Below are 14,897 nucleotides of genomic sequence, written 5' to 3' on the forward strand. Positions count from 1 at the left end.
CGTGACCGTCAACATGACCAAGGGTCAGGCCATCAGTCTGCAGAAGAACGACGGCGGCAGCCTGACCGCGGTGCGCATGGGTCTCGGCTGGCAGGCGGCCCCCCGGCGTGGCCTGTTCGGCACCCGCACGCGGGAGATCGACCTGGACGCCTCCGCCGTCCTCTTCGCCGACAAGCAGCCGGTCGACGTCGTCTTCTTCCGTCACCTGGTGAGCGACGACGGCTCCGTGCGTCACACCGGTGACAACCTCGTCGGCGGCGTCGGCCAGGGCGGCGACGACGAGGCCATCCTCGTCGACCTCTCGCGCGTCCCGGTCCACATCGACCAGATCGTCTTCACCGTGAACTCCTTCACGGGCCAGACCTTCCAGGAGGTGCAGAACGCCTTCTGCCGCCTGGTCGACGAGACCAACGGCCAGGAGCTCGCCCGCTACACGCTGGCCGGCGGCGGCCCCTACACCGCCCAGATCATGGCCAAGGTGCACCGCACCGGCTCGGGCTGGACGCTGACGGCCCTGGGCAACCCGGCCAACGGCCGCACTTTCCAGGACCTGATGCCGGCCATCCTGCCGGTCCTCTAGGCAGCCGCGGACGAACCGGCCCCGAGCGGGGCCGGTTCGGCGCACCCGAAGACATCGACGCGACACAGGGGGACCACGCGATGACGGCCGAGCTGGTGCGGGGGCAGAACCACCCGCTGTCCCAGTCCCGTCTGGAGATCCGGATCTCGGCCGGCACGCCGGTCGCGGCCGCCGCCGCACTCAGCGACGAGAACGGACGCATCCACGGCACGGAGTGGGTGGCCCACCCGGGCGCCCCCGTGCAGCCCGGTCTGGAGGTGTCGCGCCAGGCGGCCGCCGACCACCGTCTCGCGGTGGACCTGGACGCCATGACCGACGCCGTCCACCGGGTCAGCGTGCTGCTCGCCCTGCCCGCCCCGGACGGCGGCGCGGGACCGTCCCGCTTCGGCTCCGTGGCGGCCCCCTTCGTCGCCGTCACCGGCCTCGACGGCACCGAGGTCGCCAGCTACACCATCACCGGCCTGGACCTGGAGTCGGCCGTCATCGCGCTGGAGCTGTACCGGCGGCAGGGCGCCTGGAAGGTGCGAGCCGTCGGCCAGGGCTACGCGGGCGGACTGGCCGAACTCTTCGCCGACCAGGGCCTGTCCGAGGCCGCGCAGCTCGCCTCAGGCATCGACGAGGCCGTCGCCCGCGGCCTCGCCCGCTCCGTCCAGGCGCCCCCGCCCCGCACGTCCGAGGGCGACCGCTCCCGCCAGGCCGCGGCCCCCGCGGTCGGCCCCGACCAGGGCGCCGCGCCGCAGGGCGTCCCCGGCCCCGTGCCGCCGGCGTACGGCGGACAGCCGGCGGGCGGTCAGGGGCAGGGCGGACCGCAGCCCGCCTACGGCGGCGCGACGGACCCGCACGCCTCCTCGGGCGGCCCGGTCAACTACAGCCACCCCCGGCGCCAGACCTCCGCCCCGCCGCCGCCCCCGCCCGCGGCGCCCCCGGCCCAGCCCGGACAGCCCGCGCAGCCCGTGGCCGGCGACGCGACCGGCTGGTCCATGGAGGAGCGGCTCTACAACCAGGTCTGGGGCATGTTCGAGGACCTGGCCCGCACCACCGCCGCGTACCGCAGCGCCGTGGACTTCGCCGAGTCGCGGATGGACAAGGAGTTGGAGCAGTCCCTGTCCGATCCGCGCAGCCGCATCGGCGGCCAGGGCGACGCCGCCCGCGAGGCCGCCCGCGCGCGGTACGCGCAGCTCGTCGACCAGGCGCGGGCGTCCCTCGACCGGGACGTCGCCCAGCTCGTCGCCGAGTCCGAGGTCGTCGAGCCCGCGCTGCCCCCGGCGTTCGCCCGCTGGGACAACCCCTGCTGGCACGCCTACCGGGTGCCGATGGAGATACCCATGGCGCTGCGCCTGGGCGACCTCCGGCTGCCCGAGGCCGAGGCGGTCCGCATCCCGATGCTGCTCAGGCTGCCGCTGGAGCGCGGACTGTGGATCGACAGCGGGCGCACCGACTCGCTGGACGGGTCGTTCACCGACTCCCACGACATGCGGCGCCTGGCCATGGACACCGCGGTGGCGCACGCCGCGCGGCTGCTCGCCGTCTACCCGGCCGGCGAGTTCACGGTGCACGTCGTCGACCCGGCCGGCTCCGGCGCGCAGGCCCTGGCCCCGCTCACCCAGACCGGCGTCCTCTCAGGACCGCCCGCGCAGGGCGCCGCGGGTGTGACGGAGGTGCTGGCCCGGCTCACCCAGCGGGTCGACCTGGTGCAGATGGCGCTGCGCGGCGGAGCCCCGGACGCGCTGCCGCCCGGCTTCGACACCTCGCAGCAGCTGCTGATCGTCAACGACTTCCCGCACGGCTTCGACGACCGGGCCGTGAACCAGCTGCGCTACCTCGTCGACGAGGGTCCCTCCGTCGGCGTCCACCTGATGATGGTCGCGGACCGCGAGGAGTCCGCGGGCTACGGCCCGCTGCTCGACCCGTTGTGGCGCGCGCTGCTGCGCCTGACCCCGGTGCCCGACGACCACCTCGCCGACCCGTGGGTGGGGCACGCCTGGACGTACGAGCCGCCGGCGGTGCCGCCCGGCAGCGAGGTGCTCCGCCAGGTCCTCACCAAGGTCGCCGAGGCCCGCCGCGGGTGGAACAGGTGACCGCCCGAGCCCTTTGACCAAGGACTCGTAAAGACCTTTCACCTGGGGCTTTGCACTTTTCTTTACTGATCTCTTTACCAATCCTTGGTGGTTGGGTAGTCTTGGCCGCACGGAGGGGAGTACTCCCTGTCTGTGCGGCGACCCCGTCAATACGGATCAGGCCAGATCCCGGGGCGTCGGCCCGAGGACCATCGGGGCGCACCGCGCGCCCCAGGTCCGGGTGGAAGAGACCTCCGGCAGCGACGACGCTGACATTTGCCGTGTGACGTATCTGCCGGAGGCGCAGTGGATGTTTCCCTGACCCTGTGGGTCCTGACGATCGTGGGCCTGTGTGCCCTGATCGCCGCCGATTTCTTCATCGGCCGCAAACCGCATGACGTGTCCGTCAAGGAGGCGGGCATCTGGACGGTCGTCTGGATCGTCCTGGCCGCGCTCTTCGGGCTCGGCCTGCTGATCTTCGGAGGCGGCCGCCCGGCCGGCGAGTTCTTCGCCGGCTACATCACCGAGAAGTCGCTGAGCGTCGACAACCTCTTCGTCTTCGTCCTGATCATGGCGAAGTTCGCGGTGCCCTCCAAGTACCAGCAGCGGGTGCTCCTCGTCGGAGTGCTCATCGCCCTGGTGCTGCGCGCGATATTCATCGCCGCGGGCGCGGCCATCATCGCCAGCTTCTCCTGGGTGTTCTACATCTTCGGAGCCTTCCTGATCTGGACCGCCTGGAAGCTCATCCAGGAGGCCCGGGCCGACCAGGAGGACGAGGAGTACGAGGAGAACAAGCTGCTCAAGGCGGCCGAGCGCCGCTTCGGCGTGGCCGACCGCTACCACGGCACCAAGCTGTGGATCCAGCAGAACGGCAAGCGGGTCATGACCCCGATGCTCGTCGTGATGCTCGCGATCGGCACCACCGACATCCTGTTCGCGCTGGACTCGATCCCCGCGATCTTCGGCCTGACCCAGGACCCGTACATCGTGTTCACGGCGAACGCGTTCGCGCTGATGGGTCTGCGGCAGCTGTACTTCCTCATCGGCGGACTGCTGAGGAAGCTGGTCCACCTGTCCTACGGCCTGTCGATCATCCTGGGCTTCATCGGCGTGAAGCTGGTGCTGCACGCCCTGCACGAGTCCGGGGTGCATGTCCCCGAGATCAGCATTCCGGTCTCCCTGGGCGTGATCTGCTCGGTGCTGATCGTCACCACGATCACCAGCCTCCGCGCGTCCCGTAAGCAGGCGCAGGCCGAGGAGGTCACCGGGCCGGCCGAGACCCCCGCGAAGAGCGACATCGACGTCTGACCCGCGTCGACACCAGGAACACGGGCACCGGGAGCGGGGGCGGCGCATCGCCGGCCCCGCTCCCATCCCGCGCGTTCCGTCGCGCCGACCCCCGGGCGGCGCCCACCGCAACCGACCAGTACGAGGAGGGCATGCGTGACCATGACGACCCCGAGACGATCAGGATCGCGGAGCGGAAGGGGTCGCCGCGCGGCGGTGACAGCAGTTACGGCGCCCTCGGCGGTCAGCCGGTGGCCGGCAGCCCCTGAGGTGCGGCACCCCCTCATGCCGGGGACGATCGCCGCATGACGGAGCGCATCCAGTCCATGGCGTCCCGATGGACCGTCGCCGTTCCCGTGCTCGCGGTCGTGCTGCTCGCCCTGACCTGGGGGAGGGAGTTGCCCGGCGGCATCGTCGTCGTGGTGACCCTGGTCCTGGCGGGAGCGGTGCTCGCGGCCGTGCACCATGCCGAGGTGGTCGCCCACCGGGTCGGTGAGCCGTTCGGCTCCCTGGTGCTGGCGGTCGCCGTCACGGTCATCGAGGTCGCGCTGATCGTGACCCTGATGCTCGACGGCGGGGACAAGAGCGCGACTCTCGCCCGCGACACCGTCTTCGCCGCCGTCATGATCACCTGCAACGGCATCGTCGGCATCAGCCTGCTCGTCGGCTCGCTGCGCCACAAGACGGCGGTCTTCAACTCGGAGGGCACCGGGGCCGCCCTCGCCACCGTGACCACGCTGGCGACCCTCAGCCTTGTGCTGCCGACGTTCACCACCAGCAAGCCGGGCCCGGAATTCTCCACCGTCCAGCTCACCTTCGCGGCGGTCGCCTCGCTGAGCCTCTACGGCCTGTTCGTCGCGACCCAGACCGTGCGGCACCGCGACTACTTCCTGCCCGTCGCCAAGCAGGGCGAGCAGTCGAAACCGGAGGAGGAGCACGCCGAGGCGCCGTCCACGCGCACCGCGCTGATCAGCGCCGGACTGCTGCTCCTCGCCCTGATCGGGGTCGTCGGCCTCGCCAAAGGCGTCTCGCCGACGATCGAGTCGGGAGTGGAGGCGGCCGGCCTCGGCCACGGCGTGGTCGGTGTGATCATCGCCCTGCTGGTGCTGCTCCCGGAGACCATCGCCGCCGTACGCGCCGCGCGCCGCAACCACGTGCAGACCAGCATGAACCTCGCCCTCGGCTCGGCGATGGCCAGCATCGGCCTGACCATCCCCGCCGTCGCGCTGGCGTCGCTCTGGCTGCCCGGCGCGCTCGTCCTCGGCCTCGGCAACACCCACATGGTGCTGCTCGCCCTGACCGTGGTGGTCAGCGCCCTGACGGTGGTCCCGGGCCGCGCCACACCGCTCCAGGGAGGCGTGCACCTGGTACTGCTCGCCGCCTACCTGGAACTGGCGATCAACCCCTGACCGCCGATCCTCCGACCGCCTGACTCCGGGGCCGCCCGCACCGCAAGGCGGCCCCGGGCGCTCGCCCCCGCGAGCGGGCGGCGCGGAAGTGCCGTACGAGCCCGTCGCCATGGCGTGATAGACCGGGTGCGACCAGCGGTTCCGGTGAGGGACCGCACTCCCGACGGACCGGAGGAAACGTGCCCCGCAACCTGGCCGACGCCCCGATCATGATCCTCAACGGCCCCAACCTGAACCTGCTCGGGCAGCGGCAGCCGGAGATATACGGACGCGACACGCTCGCCGACGTCGAGGCGATGTGCGCCCGCGCGGCCGCGGCGCACAACGGCAGGGTGGACCTCCGCCAGTCCAACCACGAGGGCGAACTGGTCGACTGGATCCACGAGGCGAGGCTGAACCACTGCGGGATCGTCATCAACCCGGGCGCCTATTCACACACCTCCGTCGCCATCCTGGACGCCCTCAACGCCTGCGACGGCCTGCCCGTGATGGAGGTCCACATCTCCAACATCCACCGGCGGGAGAGCTTCCGGCACCACTCCTACGTCTCCCTGCGCGCCGACGGCGTCATCGCCGGGTGCGGCGTCCAGGGGTACGTGTTCGCGGTGGAGCGGATCGCGGCGCTGGCGGGACCGGGCGCGGCCGAGGCATGACGCAGGCGCGCCGCCCGCTCACCAGCCGCGGGCGCGCCACTCCGGCAGGTGAGGGCGTTCGGCGCCGAGCGTGGTGTCGTCGCCGTGGCCCGGGTAGACCCAGGTCTCGTCCGGGAGGACGTCGAAGATCTTGGTCTCGACGTCGTGCAGCAGGCTGGCGAACGCCTTCGGGTCCTTGTGGGTGTTGCCCACACCGCCCGGGAAGAGACAGTCTCCGGTGAACACATGGGGATGGCCGTGCGGGTCGTCGTAGACGAGGGCGATCGAGCCGGGGGTGTGGCCGACGAGGTGGCGGGCGGTGAGCTCGACCTGGCCGACGCGGATCACGTCGCCGTCGTCCACGAGCACGTCGGTCGGCACCGGGATGCCCTCGGCGTCGTAGCGGCCCGCGTAGGTGCGGGCGCCGGTGGCGGCCACGACCTCCGGGAGCGCCTGCCAGTGGTCGGGGTGCCGGTGGGTGGTGACGACGGACGCGATGCCGTCGTCACCGATCATGCCCAGCAGCGTCTCCGCCTCGGCGGCCGCGTCGATCAGCAACTGCTCGTCGGTGGCCCGGCAGCGCAGCAGATACGCGTTGTTCTCCATGGGGCCGACCGCGACCTTGGTGATCATCAGGTCCTTGAGTTCGTGCACGTCGGCCGGTCCGCCGACCGTCACCCGCCCGCTGTACGTCATGGGCGTCAGCCTAGCGCCGGAACCGGCGCCGGACAGCGCTCACAGGGGCGGCAGCTTCGGGAGGTCCCCGCCCTTCACCGACAAAGCGCCGCCGTCCCGGCGTCCGGCGAGCCAGCCGAGCAGATCGGCGGGTGTCCCCACGACCGTGACCGGGACGCCGTCCGCCCCGCCGCCGGTCGTCCAGGTGCGGCCGCCGGTGTCCGACAGGGTGGTGGCGGGCACGTCCGGGTGGCCGCTGAACCGGGCCGCGAGGAACTCGGTCTCGCGCTCGGTGAAGTCGGCCGGCAGGTCCTCCAGCTCGTAGCCGGTCCCCAGGTCGACGTGGTGCAGCTCCACCTCGATCCAGCGCCGGAACGGCACCCGCTCGGCGCGGTCGGTGACGCCGTTGCGCAGGGCGACCGTGCGGGACGGGTCCGCCGGAGCCGCACACGCCGCACGGAAGCGCTCGGCGCTCTCCCGCACGTCGGCGAGCTGCTCCTCCAGGGGGCGCGCGGCACCCGCCTCGATGTCGGCGTCCCGCGCCTCGGCGGAGGCGTACATGGGGCGGCCCTCGAGGACGTTCACCAGGGCGTCCGCGTTGCGGGCCAGGTGGGTCAGCACATGACCGAGGGTCCAGCCGGGCAGGCGTGACGACTGGGTCACAGCCGCGTTGTCCAGGGTGCCGACCGCGTGGAGCAGCCGCTCGGTAGCGGCCTGTACAGACGCCAGGTCATCAGCGTGATCAATCATGCCGCCGACCCTAACCGCGTCACACCTTCGGGTGAAGGAGGTGAACCGGACAGCAAAATCGAATGCACGTGCTATAGGGTCGGGTGCGGCGTCGGGCATGCTGGAGAGCCGGGGTTTGTTGACTAACCGTGAATCCGAACCGGCGTTGTCAGTGGCTCCCCCTAGTCTGAGAAAGACGGGGGCCCCGCCCCTGTCACTACCCTCAAGAAAGGTGCGGACCGGCGTGGCCGACCGTCTCATCGTCCGTGGAGCGCGCGAGCACAACCTCAAGAACGTCTCGCTCGACCTCCCGCGCGACTCGCTCATCGTGTTCACGGGCCTGTCGGGGTCGGGCAAGTCCTCGCTGGCCTTCGACACCATCTTCGCCGAGGGGCAGCGACGCTACGTCGAGTCGCTCTCCTCCTACGCCCGGCAGTTCCTCGGCCAGATGGACAAGCCGGACGTCGACTTCATCGAAGGCCTCTCCCCGGCGGTCTCCATCGACCAGAAGTCCACCTCGCGCAACCCGCGCTCCACGGTCGGCACCATCACCGAGGTCTACGACTACCTGCGCCTGCTCTTCGCGCGCATCGGCAAGCCCCACTGTCCCGAGTGCGGCCGGCCCATCTCCCGCCAGTCGCCGCAGGCCATCGTCGACAAGGTCCTGGAGCTGCCCGAGGGCAGCCGCTTCCAGGTGCTCTCCCCGCTGGTGCGCGAGCGCAAGGGCGAGTTCGTCGACCTCTTCTCCGACCTCCAGACCAAGGGCTACTCCCGCGCGCGGGTGGACGGCGAGACCGTCCAGCTGTCGAACCCGCCGACGCTGAAGAAGCAGGAGAAGCACACCATCGAGGTGGTCGTCGACCGCCTCACCGTGAAGGACTCCGCCAAGCGCCGTCTCACCGACTCCGTGGAGACCGCCCTCGGACTGTCCGGCGGCATGGTCGTGCTCGACTTCGTCGACCTCCCCGAGGACGACCCCGAGCGCGAGCGCATGTACTCCGAGCACCTCTACTGCCCGTACGACGACCTGTCGTTCGAGGAGCTGGAGCCCCGCTCGTTCTCCTTCAACTCGCCCTTCGGCGCCTGCCCCGAGTGCACCGGCATCGGCACGCGCATGGAGGTCGACCCCGAGCTGATCGTCCCCGACCCGGACAAGAGCCTCGACGAGGGCGCCATCCACCCGTGGTCCCACGGCCACACCAAGGACTACTTCGACCGCCTCGTCGGCGCCCTCGCGGACGCGCTGGGTTTCCGCACGGACATCCCGTGGGCCGGCCTGCCGCAGCGCGCCAAGAAGGCCCTGCTGTACGGCCACAAGACCCAGGTCGAGGTCCGCTACCGCAACCGCTACGGGCGCGAGCGGCGCTACACCACGGCTTTCGAGGGCGCGGTGCCGTTCGTCAAGCGGCGGCACAGCGAGGCCGAGAGCGACGCCAGCCGCGAGCGCTTCGAGGGCTACATGCGCGAGGTGCCCTGCCCCTCCTGCGAGGGCACGCGCCTCAAGCCGGTCGTCCTCGCCGTCACGGTCATGGGCAAGTCCATCGCCGAGGTCTCCGCGATGTCCATCAGCGACTGCGCGGACTTCCTGGGCGAGCTGAAGCTGACCGCGCGCGACAAGAAGATCGCCGAGCGCGTCCTCAAGGAGGTCAACGAGCGGCTGCGCTTCCTGGTCGACGTCGGCCTGGACTACCTCTCGCTGAACCGCGCGGCGGGCACCCTTTCCGGCGGCGAGGCCCAGCGCATCCGCCTGGCCACCCAGATCGGCTCCGGCCTCGTCGGCGTGCTCTACGTGCTCGACGAGCCGTCCATCGGCCTGCACCAGCGCGACAACCACCGGCTGATCGAGACCCTGGTCCGGCTGCGCGACATGGGCAACACGCTCATCGTCGTGGAGCACGACGAGGACACCATCAAGGTCGCCGACTGGATCGTCGACATCGGCCCCGGCGCCGGAGAGCACGGCGGCAAGGTCGTGCACAGCGGCTCCCTCAAGGAACTGCTCGCCAACGCCGAGTCGCAGACCGGCCAGTACCTGTCGGGCAAGAAGGCCATCCCGCTGCCCGACATCCGGCGCCCGCACGACCCGTCGCGCCGCATCACGGTGCGCGGCGCCCGGGAGAACAACCTGCGGGACATCGACGTGTCCTTCCCGCTGGGCGTGTTCACCGCGGTCACCGGCGTGTCCGGCTCCGGCAAGTCCACGCTGGTCAACGACATCCTGTACACGCACCTCGCCCGCGAGCTGAACGGCGCGCGCAGCGTCCCCGGCCGACACACGCGCGTCGAGGGCGACGACCTCGTCGACAAGGTCGTGCACGTCGACCAGTCGCCCATCGGCCGCACCCCGCGGTCCAACCCGGCGACGTACACGGGCGTGTTCGACCACATTCGCAAGCTGTTCGCGGAGACGACGGAGGCGAAGGTCCGCGGCTACATGCCGGGCCGTTTCTCCTTCAACGTCAAGGGCGGCCGCTGCGAGAACTGCTCCGGCGACGGCACGATCAAGATCGAGATGAACTTCCTGCCGGACGTCTACGTCCCCTGCGAGGTCTGCCACGGCGCCCGCTACAACCGGGAGACGCTGGAGGTCCACTACAAGGGCAAGTCCATCGCCGACGTGCTGAACATGCCGATCGAAGAGGCCATGCACTTCTTCGAGGCCGTCCCGGCGATCTCCCGCCACCTGCGGACGCTCAACGACGTCGGCCTCGGCTACGTCCGGCTCGGCCAGTCCGCGACCACCCTGTCCGGCGGCGAGGCGCAGCGCGTCAAGCTCGCCAGCGAGCTGCAGAAGCGCTCCACCGGCCGCACGGTCTACGTCCTCGACGAGCCGACGACCGGTCTGCACTTCGAGGACATCAGCAAGCTGCTGACGGTGCTGTCCGGCCTGGTCGACAAGGGCAACACCGTGATCGTCATCGAGCACAACCTCGATGTCATCAAGACGGCCGACTGGGTCGTCGACATGGGCCCCGAGGGCGGCGCCGGCGGAGGCCTCGTCGTCGCGGAGGGCACGCCCGAGCAGGTCGCCGGAGTGCCGGCCAGCCACACCGGCAAGTTCCTGCGGGAGATCCTGGGCGCGGAGCGGATCAGCGACGCCCAGCAGGTCCGCGCCCCGCGCAAGGCGGCGAAGAAGACGGTCGCCGCCCGGTCGACGGCGAAGAAGACCACGACCAAGACGGTCGGGGCCACCGCCAAGAAGACGGCCGGGAAGACCGCCGCGAAGAAGACGACGCGCGGCACCAAGGCCTGACCGGCCCGCCCGTTCACACCTGTGCCGTGCCCCGGAGGACAGCTTCCGCGGCACGGCGCAGGTGCGTCAGACGGTCTCCGGCGCCTCCAGCTCATGGGCGTACGGAGGCTCCGCACCGGCGCGGGAACAGGTGACCGCCGCCGCGCGCGCCGCGAACCTCAGCAGGCTCTCCCAGCCCTCGGCGCCGAGCACGGCCACGCCCTCGTCGCTCAGCGCGTCCCGCTCGGACAGCCCGTGCAGCAGGGCCGCGTTCACCGTGTCGCCCGCGCCGATGGTGTCCACCACCTCGACCCGCTCACCCGTGACCGCGTACTCGCCGCCGTCGCGGGTGTACGCCGTCAGACCGTCGCCGCCCTGGGTCACCACGACCGCCGCGGGACCCGCCGCCAGCCACTCCCGCGGCGACCCGCCGAGCCACTCGGCGTCCTCCTCGGACAGCTTCAGCAGCGACACCGACGGCAGCCAGCTCCGGAACCGGGCCCGGTAGGCGTCGGTGTCCGCGATCAGCCCCGCCCGGATGTTCGGGTCGAGCGCCGTGAACACACCTCGCGCCGATGCCTCACGCATCAGCGCCTCGTACGCGCTCGCACCCGGCTCCAGCACCAGGGAGCAGGTTCCGAACGACACAGCCCGGGTACCGGCGGGCAGCGCCTCGGGCGTGCCGAACAGCCGGTCCGCCGTGCCCTCCACGTAGAACGAGTAGGCCGCCGAACCGTCGGCGCCGACCGTGGCGACGGCGAGCGTCGTCGGCTCGTCACCGCGCTGCACCGACGCCACGTCCACACCCGTGTCCCGCAGCCGGTCCAGCAGCGCCTCCCCGAACGCGTCCCGCGACACCCGCGAGCAGAACGCCGTGGGGGAGCCCAGGCGGCCCAGCGCCACCGCGGTGTTGAAGGGACCGCCGCCGAGCGCGGGCGTCAGCGCGGCGAGGGCACCCGCCCCCTGCGGTACCAGGTCGATCAGTGCCTCACCGGCTACGACGATCACGAGGGGTTCCTTTCTTCCGGGCAGCCGCAGGAGGTGCGGTGCACGAAGGTGCACGGGAGGCGTTCGGTGCGGGTCGGCCGGCCCGGGTCGGCGAGACGGTCCAGCAGCATCCGCACGGCCCGCGCGCCGATGTCCCGGCTCGGCTGGGACACGGCCGTGAGACGCGGGGAGAACAGGTCGGCCCAGGCGAAGTCGTCGAAGCAGCACAGGGCGATGTCCCCGGGCACGGAGAGACCGTGGGCCTGAAGGGCGCGCAGGGCGCCGATGGTCATGGCGTTGTTGGCGGTGATGAGCGCGGTGGGACGCGAACCGAGGTTCAGCAGCTCGGCCGTGGCACGCTCGGCCCCCGCGGCCTCCGAGTCGCCGTGCACCAGGATCCGCTCGTCGAACGGCAGCCCCGCGGCCGCCAGCCCGTGCCGGTACCCGGTGATCCGCTCCGTGGTCGTACTGAGCCCGGGCAGCCCCGCCACCAGGCCGATACGACGGTGGCCCAGACCGGCGAGATGGGTGACCAGGCCGGCGGTCGGCTCGGTGCTCTCGGCGCAGACCTGGTCGAAGAGGGGTGGTGCGTCGTCGGCGGGAGGGCCGACCAGCCGGTCCAGGAACACGGCCGGCACCTCGTGCCGCCTCAGGTAGGCGAGGAGCTCGCCGGGCTCGGCGGAGGGCGCCACGATCATGCCCTCCACCCGGCGCTCGTGCAGCAGCTGGACGACCTTGCGCTCGTGCGCCGGGTCGTCGTGCGGATCTGCGATGAGGAGGCTGTACCCCTGCTCCAGGGCCTCCGCCTCCACGCCCTGGAGGATCTCCGTGAAGTACGGGTTGCTGATCGCCGACACCGCCAGCCCGATCGACCGGGTCCGGGCCGTGACCAGGGAGCGGGCCAGGGTGTTGGGGGTGTAGCCGAGCTCTTCCACGGCGTCCAGGACGGCCTGGCGGGTGTGGGGGAGGACGGGGCGGGTGCCGTTCAGCACGTGCGAGACGGTCGCGATGGAGACTCCGGCGCTGCGCGCCACATCAGCCATGGTGGCCATCGTCGTCCGTTCTCCTTAGCCGAGTGGGTCCGGGTGGGGACCGTATGGACCGTATCGCATGGGAGCGGGGGGCGTAAACGCTTGCGTAAGCGTTTACGCGAACGCTTACGTCAGCGTTTACGCGAGCGTTTGCGCACCCCCACGCGCAATCGCTTACGTCAGCGTTTACGTCACCGCTTGCGCGAGCGCTTACGCGCACGCTTGCGTGTTCCGCCACCGCCACCGCCACCGCCACCGCCACCGCCACCGCCACCGCCACCGCCACCGCCAGCGCCACCGGGTCGTCCAGGACACCCCGGACCAAAGCGTTTGCGCCCGCCCCTCCACAGCCCCGGCCCCACCCCACCCACCCGCACCCCGTCCCCACCGCCCCCGATATCGTCCCGGTGAACACCCGTCCACCCGCACCACCCGCAGGAGCCCCCTATGTCCGCCCGACCCGCCGCGACCCGCCGTACCGTCCTGCGAGGCGCGGCCCTCACGCCCGTGGCGGGACTGGGCCTCACGGCTTGCCGAGCGGGTGGCGACGACAGGGGCGCGCCGCTGACCGAGCCCGTCGAGCTGGGCCCGGAGAGCGAGGTGGCCGAGGGCGGCGCGAAGCTGTACCGGGACCACAACGTGGTCGTCAGCCGGGGTGAGGACGGCTCCCTCACCGCGTACAACACGGTGTGCACGCATGCGGGGTGCCCCATCAACAAGCTGGACGGGAACAGGCTGGTCTGCCCGTGTCACGGCAGCGAGTTCGACGCCGGCACCGGCAAGGTGCTGCGGGAGCCGGCCGTGGCGCCCCTGAAGCCGCTGGCCGTCGAGGTGAAGAACGGCACTCTGGTCGCCAGGCCCCAGGACTGACCGCACACGTGACCGCCCGGCTCACTCCCAGTCCCAGGCGATCCCCACGTACCCCGCCCGCAGGCGCGGTTCCACCAGGTGCACCGAACGGTGCAGCGCGCTGAGGGGCAGTTCCTGGCGTCCCCCGCGCGGGGCGGCGGCCGAGTGCTGGGTGAAGCGGTGGCAGCGCACCGGGAGCGCGGAGGAGTCGAAGCAGACCTGGAGCGCGTACTGGCCGCCGGGGGAGTCGGCGCCCCGTACGTACTCGCGGCAGACGCCGGCCGTGCCGTCCTCCACGGTGTACCGGAAGAGGAAGGTGTCGCCGGCGCGCAGCCGGATGTCGAAGAGCAGCTCGGCGGCGAGGACGCCGGTGTCGTGGTGGCGGCGTAAGCGGCCGATGCGGCAGTTCTCCAGGGCGCGGACATGCATGCGCCCGGGGTCGGCGCCCGGGTCGCCGTGGTGGACGGCGACGTAGCGGTCGACGCCGTCGCGGTGGGCGCGCACGATGTGGTGGGACTCGCGTTCCGCCAGCTCGCGGCGGGCGCCGATGCGGACGCGCTCGTGGTGGCCGAGGGTGTGCAGCCCGCCGTCGCGCGGGGCGCCGAACTCGGCGAGGAGCTTGTCCAGGACGCCCGAGACCTCGACGAGGGAGCGGTAGGTGCGGCCGGCGGAGCGGCGGTCGCCGGCGCGGTCGTCCGTCTCGGCGAGCAGACGGATCAGTGACTCCTCCGGCAGCTGCAGTATCTCCTCCAGCGCCCGTACGGCGCGCAGCGACTCCGGGCGCTGCGGGCGGCGGGCGCCCTGCTGCCAGTAGCTCAGGCTGGTGACGCCCACCTTCACGCCGTGGCGCGACAGGTGGTGCTGCACCCGCTGCAACGGCAGTCCCCGCGCGGCGATCGCGGCGCGCAGGGCGACGTGGAACGGGCCGCCGCGCAGGGCCGAGTCCAGTTCTGCGGTCACGACGTCCGCGTGCTGTGTGGCGTGCGGCATGCAGGGGCCTTTCTGTGAATGTCACAACGGCTGGTCAGACCGTTCGCACGGAGCATCCCCGGGGGCCCCGCCCCCGTCGGCACGGCGCGGCCTTCACATGCGTACGCCGTCGTTCAGCGCCCCGAGTTCCCCCGCATTGAAGCGTGTTGACCAAGTCCCGACAACCGTCTGGCGGCAAGAGCGGCACGGCGAGGGGGCCGTACCGGCCGTGCGGCCGGTACGGCCCCCTTCAGGTGTGTACGTCTTCGTCCGGGATCAGGCCCTCTCGGTACGGCCCCCGCCGCGAAGCCGCGCGTCCGCGGCGGCGAGGCGCTTCGCGCGCACGATGTCGGGGTCGCGCGGGTCGAGGGACTCGGGGAAGGCGGCGGTCTCGTCCGTGTACCGGCGGTGCCGGGCCGGCCGCCGTGTTTTCTCGATCCGCGTCTGGCGCATACGACCT

13 protein-coding genes are annotated in these 14,897 nt (G+C 71.7%); 7 read left to right on the forward strand and 6 right to left on the reverse strand.

Going from position 1 to position 14,897, the window contains the following annotated elements:
• Position 1: 1 nt before the first annotated feature.
• The 5 genes from ACQY0Z_RS15530 (at position 2) to aroQ (ending at position 5,986) form a co-directional block, all read left to right on the forward strand.
• Positions 2-580: a TerD family protein gene (locus ACQY0Z_RS15530; RefSeq protein WP_189899424.1), complete on the forward strand. Its 579-nt coding sequence runs from the start codon at positions 2-4 to the stop codon at positions 578-580.
• An 80-nt stretch (positions 581-660) separates the two neighbouring features.
• Positions 661-2,658 carry a TerD family protein gene (locus ACQY0Z_RS15535; RefSeq protein ID WP_439812418.1) on the forward strand — a complete coding sequence of 666 codons (1,998 nt, stop codon included), beginning with the start codon at positions 661-663 and terminating at the stop codon, positions 2,656-2,658.
• A gap of 285 nt (positions 2,659-2,943) precedes the next feature.
• Positions 2,944-3,945: a TerC family protein gene (locus ACQY0Z_RS15540; protein WP_347226077.1), complete on the forward strand. Its 1,002-nt coding sequence runs from the start codon at positions 2,944-2,946 to the stop codon at positions 3,943-3,945.
• 284 nt (positions 3,946-4,229) lie between these two features.
• Positions 4,230-5,333 carry a calcium:proton antiporter gene (locus ACQY0Z_RS15545; protein ID WP_254588211.1) on the forward strand — a complete coding sequence of 368 codons (1,104 nt, stop codon included), beginning with the start codon at positions 4,230-4,232 and terminating at the stop codon, positions 5,331-5,333.
• A gap of 179 nt (positions 5,334-5,512) precedes the next feature.
• Entirely contained in the window at positions 5,513-5,986 is a 474-nt protein-coding gene (gene aroQ, locus ACQY0Z_RS15550) for a type II 3-dehydroquinate dehydratase (RefSeq protein WP_254588212.1), read from the forward strand.
• 18 nt (positions 5,987-6,004) lie between these two features.
• On the opposite strand, the gene ACQY0Z_RS15555 is transcribed toward aroQ, so the two are convergent.
• Positions 6,005-6,661: an MBL fold metallo-hydrolase gene (locus tag ACQY0Z_RS15555; protein ID WP_189899434.1), complete on the reverse strand. Its 657-nt coding sequence runs from the start codon at positions 6,659-6,661 to the stop codon at positions 6,005-6,007.
• Positions 6,662-6,700: 39 nt separating this feature from the next.
• Positions 6,701-7,390 carry a maleylpyruvate isomerase family mycothiol-dependent enzyme gene (locus ACQY0Z_RS15560; protein ID WP_189899436.1) on the reverse strand — a complete coding sequence of 230 codons (690 nt, stop codon included), beginning with the start codon at positions 7,388-7,390 and terminating at the stop codon, positions 6,701-6,703.
• Positions 7,391-7,613: 223 nt separating this feature from the next.
• Between ACQY0Z_RS15560 and uvrA the strand changes: the two genes are divergently transcribed.
• Positions 7,614-10,622 (forward strand): excinuclease ABC subunit UvrA, encoded by a 3,009-nt coding sequence (uvrA, locus tag ACQY0Z_RS15565; RefSeq protein WP_189899438.1) that lies wholly within the window; start codon positions 7,614-7,616, stop codon positions 10,620-10,622.
• Positions 10,623-10,688: 66 nt separating this feature from the next.
• On the opposite strand, the gene ACQY0Z_RS15570 is transcribed toward uvrA, so the two are convergent.
• Both ACQY0Z_RS15570 and ACQY0Z_RS15575 read right to left on the reverse strand, forming a co-directional pair.
• On the reverse strand, positions 10,689-11,609 hold the full coding sequence (locus ACQY0Z_RS15570; protein WP_439812419.1) for a carbohydrate kinase family protein: 921 nt from the start codon (positions 11,607-11,609) through the stop codon (positions 10,689-10,691).
• Positions 11,606-12,640 carry a LacI family DNA-binding transcriptional regulator gene (locus ACQY0Z_RS15575; RefSeq protein WP_439812420.1) on the reverse strand — a complete coding sequence of 345 codons (1,035 nt, stop codon included), beginning with the start codon at positions 12,638-12,640 and terminating at the stop codon, positions 11,606-11,608. The genes ACQY0Z_RS15570 and ACQY0Z_RS15575 overlap by 4 nt, the downstream gene beginning before the upstream one ends.
• 426 nt (positions 12,641-13,066) lie before the next feature.
• Here ACQY0Z_RS15575 and ACQY0Z_RS15580 point away from each other — a divergent pair, with 426 nt between their 5' ends.
• Positions 13,067-13,489, forward strand: a complete 423-nt coding sequence (locus ACQY0Z_RS15580) for a Rieske (2Fe-2S) protein (protein WP_189899443.1) — start codon at positions 13,067-13,069, stop codon at positions 13,487-13,489.
• A 21-nt stretch (positions 13,490-13,510) separates the two neighbouring features.
• Here ACQY0Z_RS15580 and ACQY0Z_RS15585 read toward each other — a convergent pair whose 3' ends face one another.
• Together ACQY0Z_RS15585 and ACQY0Z_RS15590 are read right to left on the reverse strand one after the other, a co-directional pair.
• Entirely contained in the window at positions 13,511-14,458 is a 948-nt protein-coding gene (locus ACQY0Z_RS15585; RefSeq protein ID WP_439812421.1) for a hypothetical protein, read from the reverse strand.
• Between the two features lie 255 nt (positions 14,459-14,713).
• On the reverse strand, positions 14,714-14,890 hold the full coding sequence (locus tag ACQY0Z_RS15590) for a hypothetical protein (protein ID WP_439812422.1): 177 nt from the start codon (positions 14,888-14,890) through the stop codon (positions 14,714-14,716).
• Positions 14,891-14,897 lie beyond the last annotated feature (7 nt).

This window comes from Streptomyces sp. P9-2 (assembly GCF_051903975.1).
Classification (GTDB): Bacteria; Actinomycetota; Actinomycetes; order Streptomycetales; family Streptomycetaceae; genus Streptomyces; species Streptomyces cellulosae.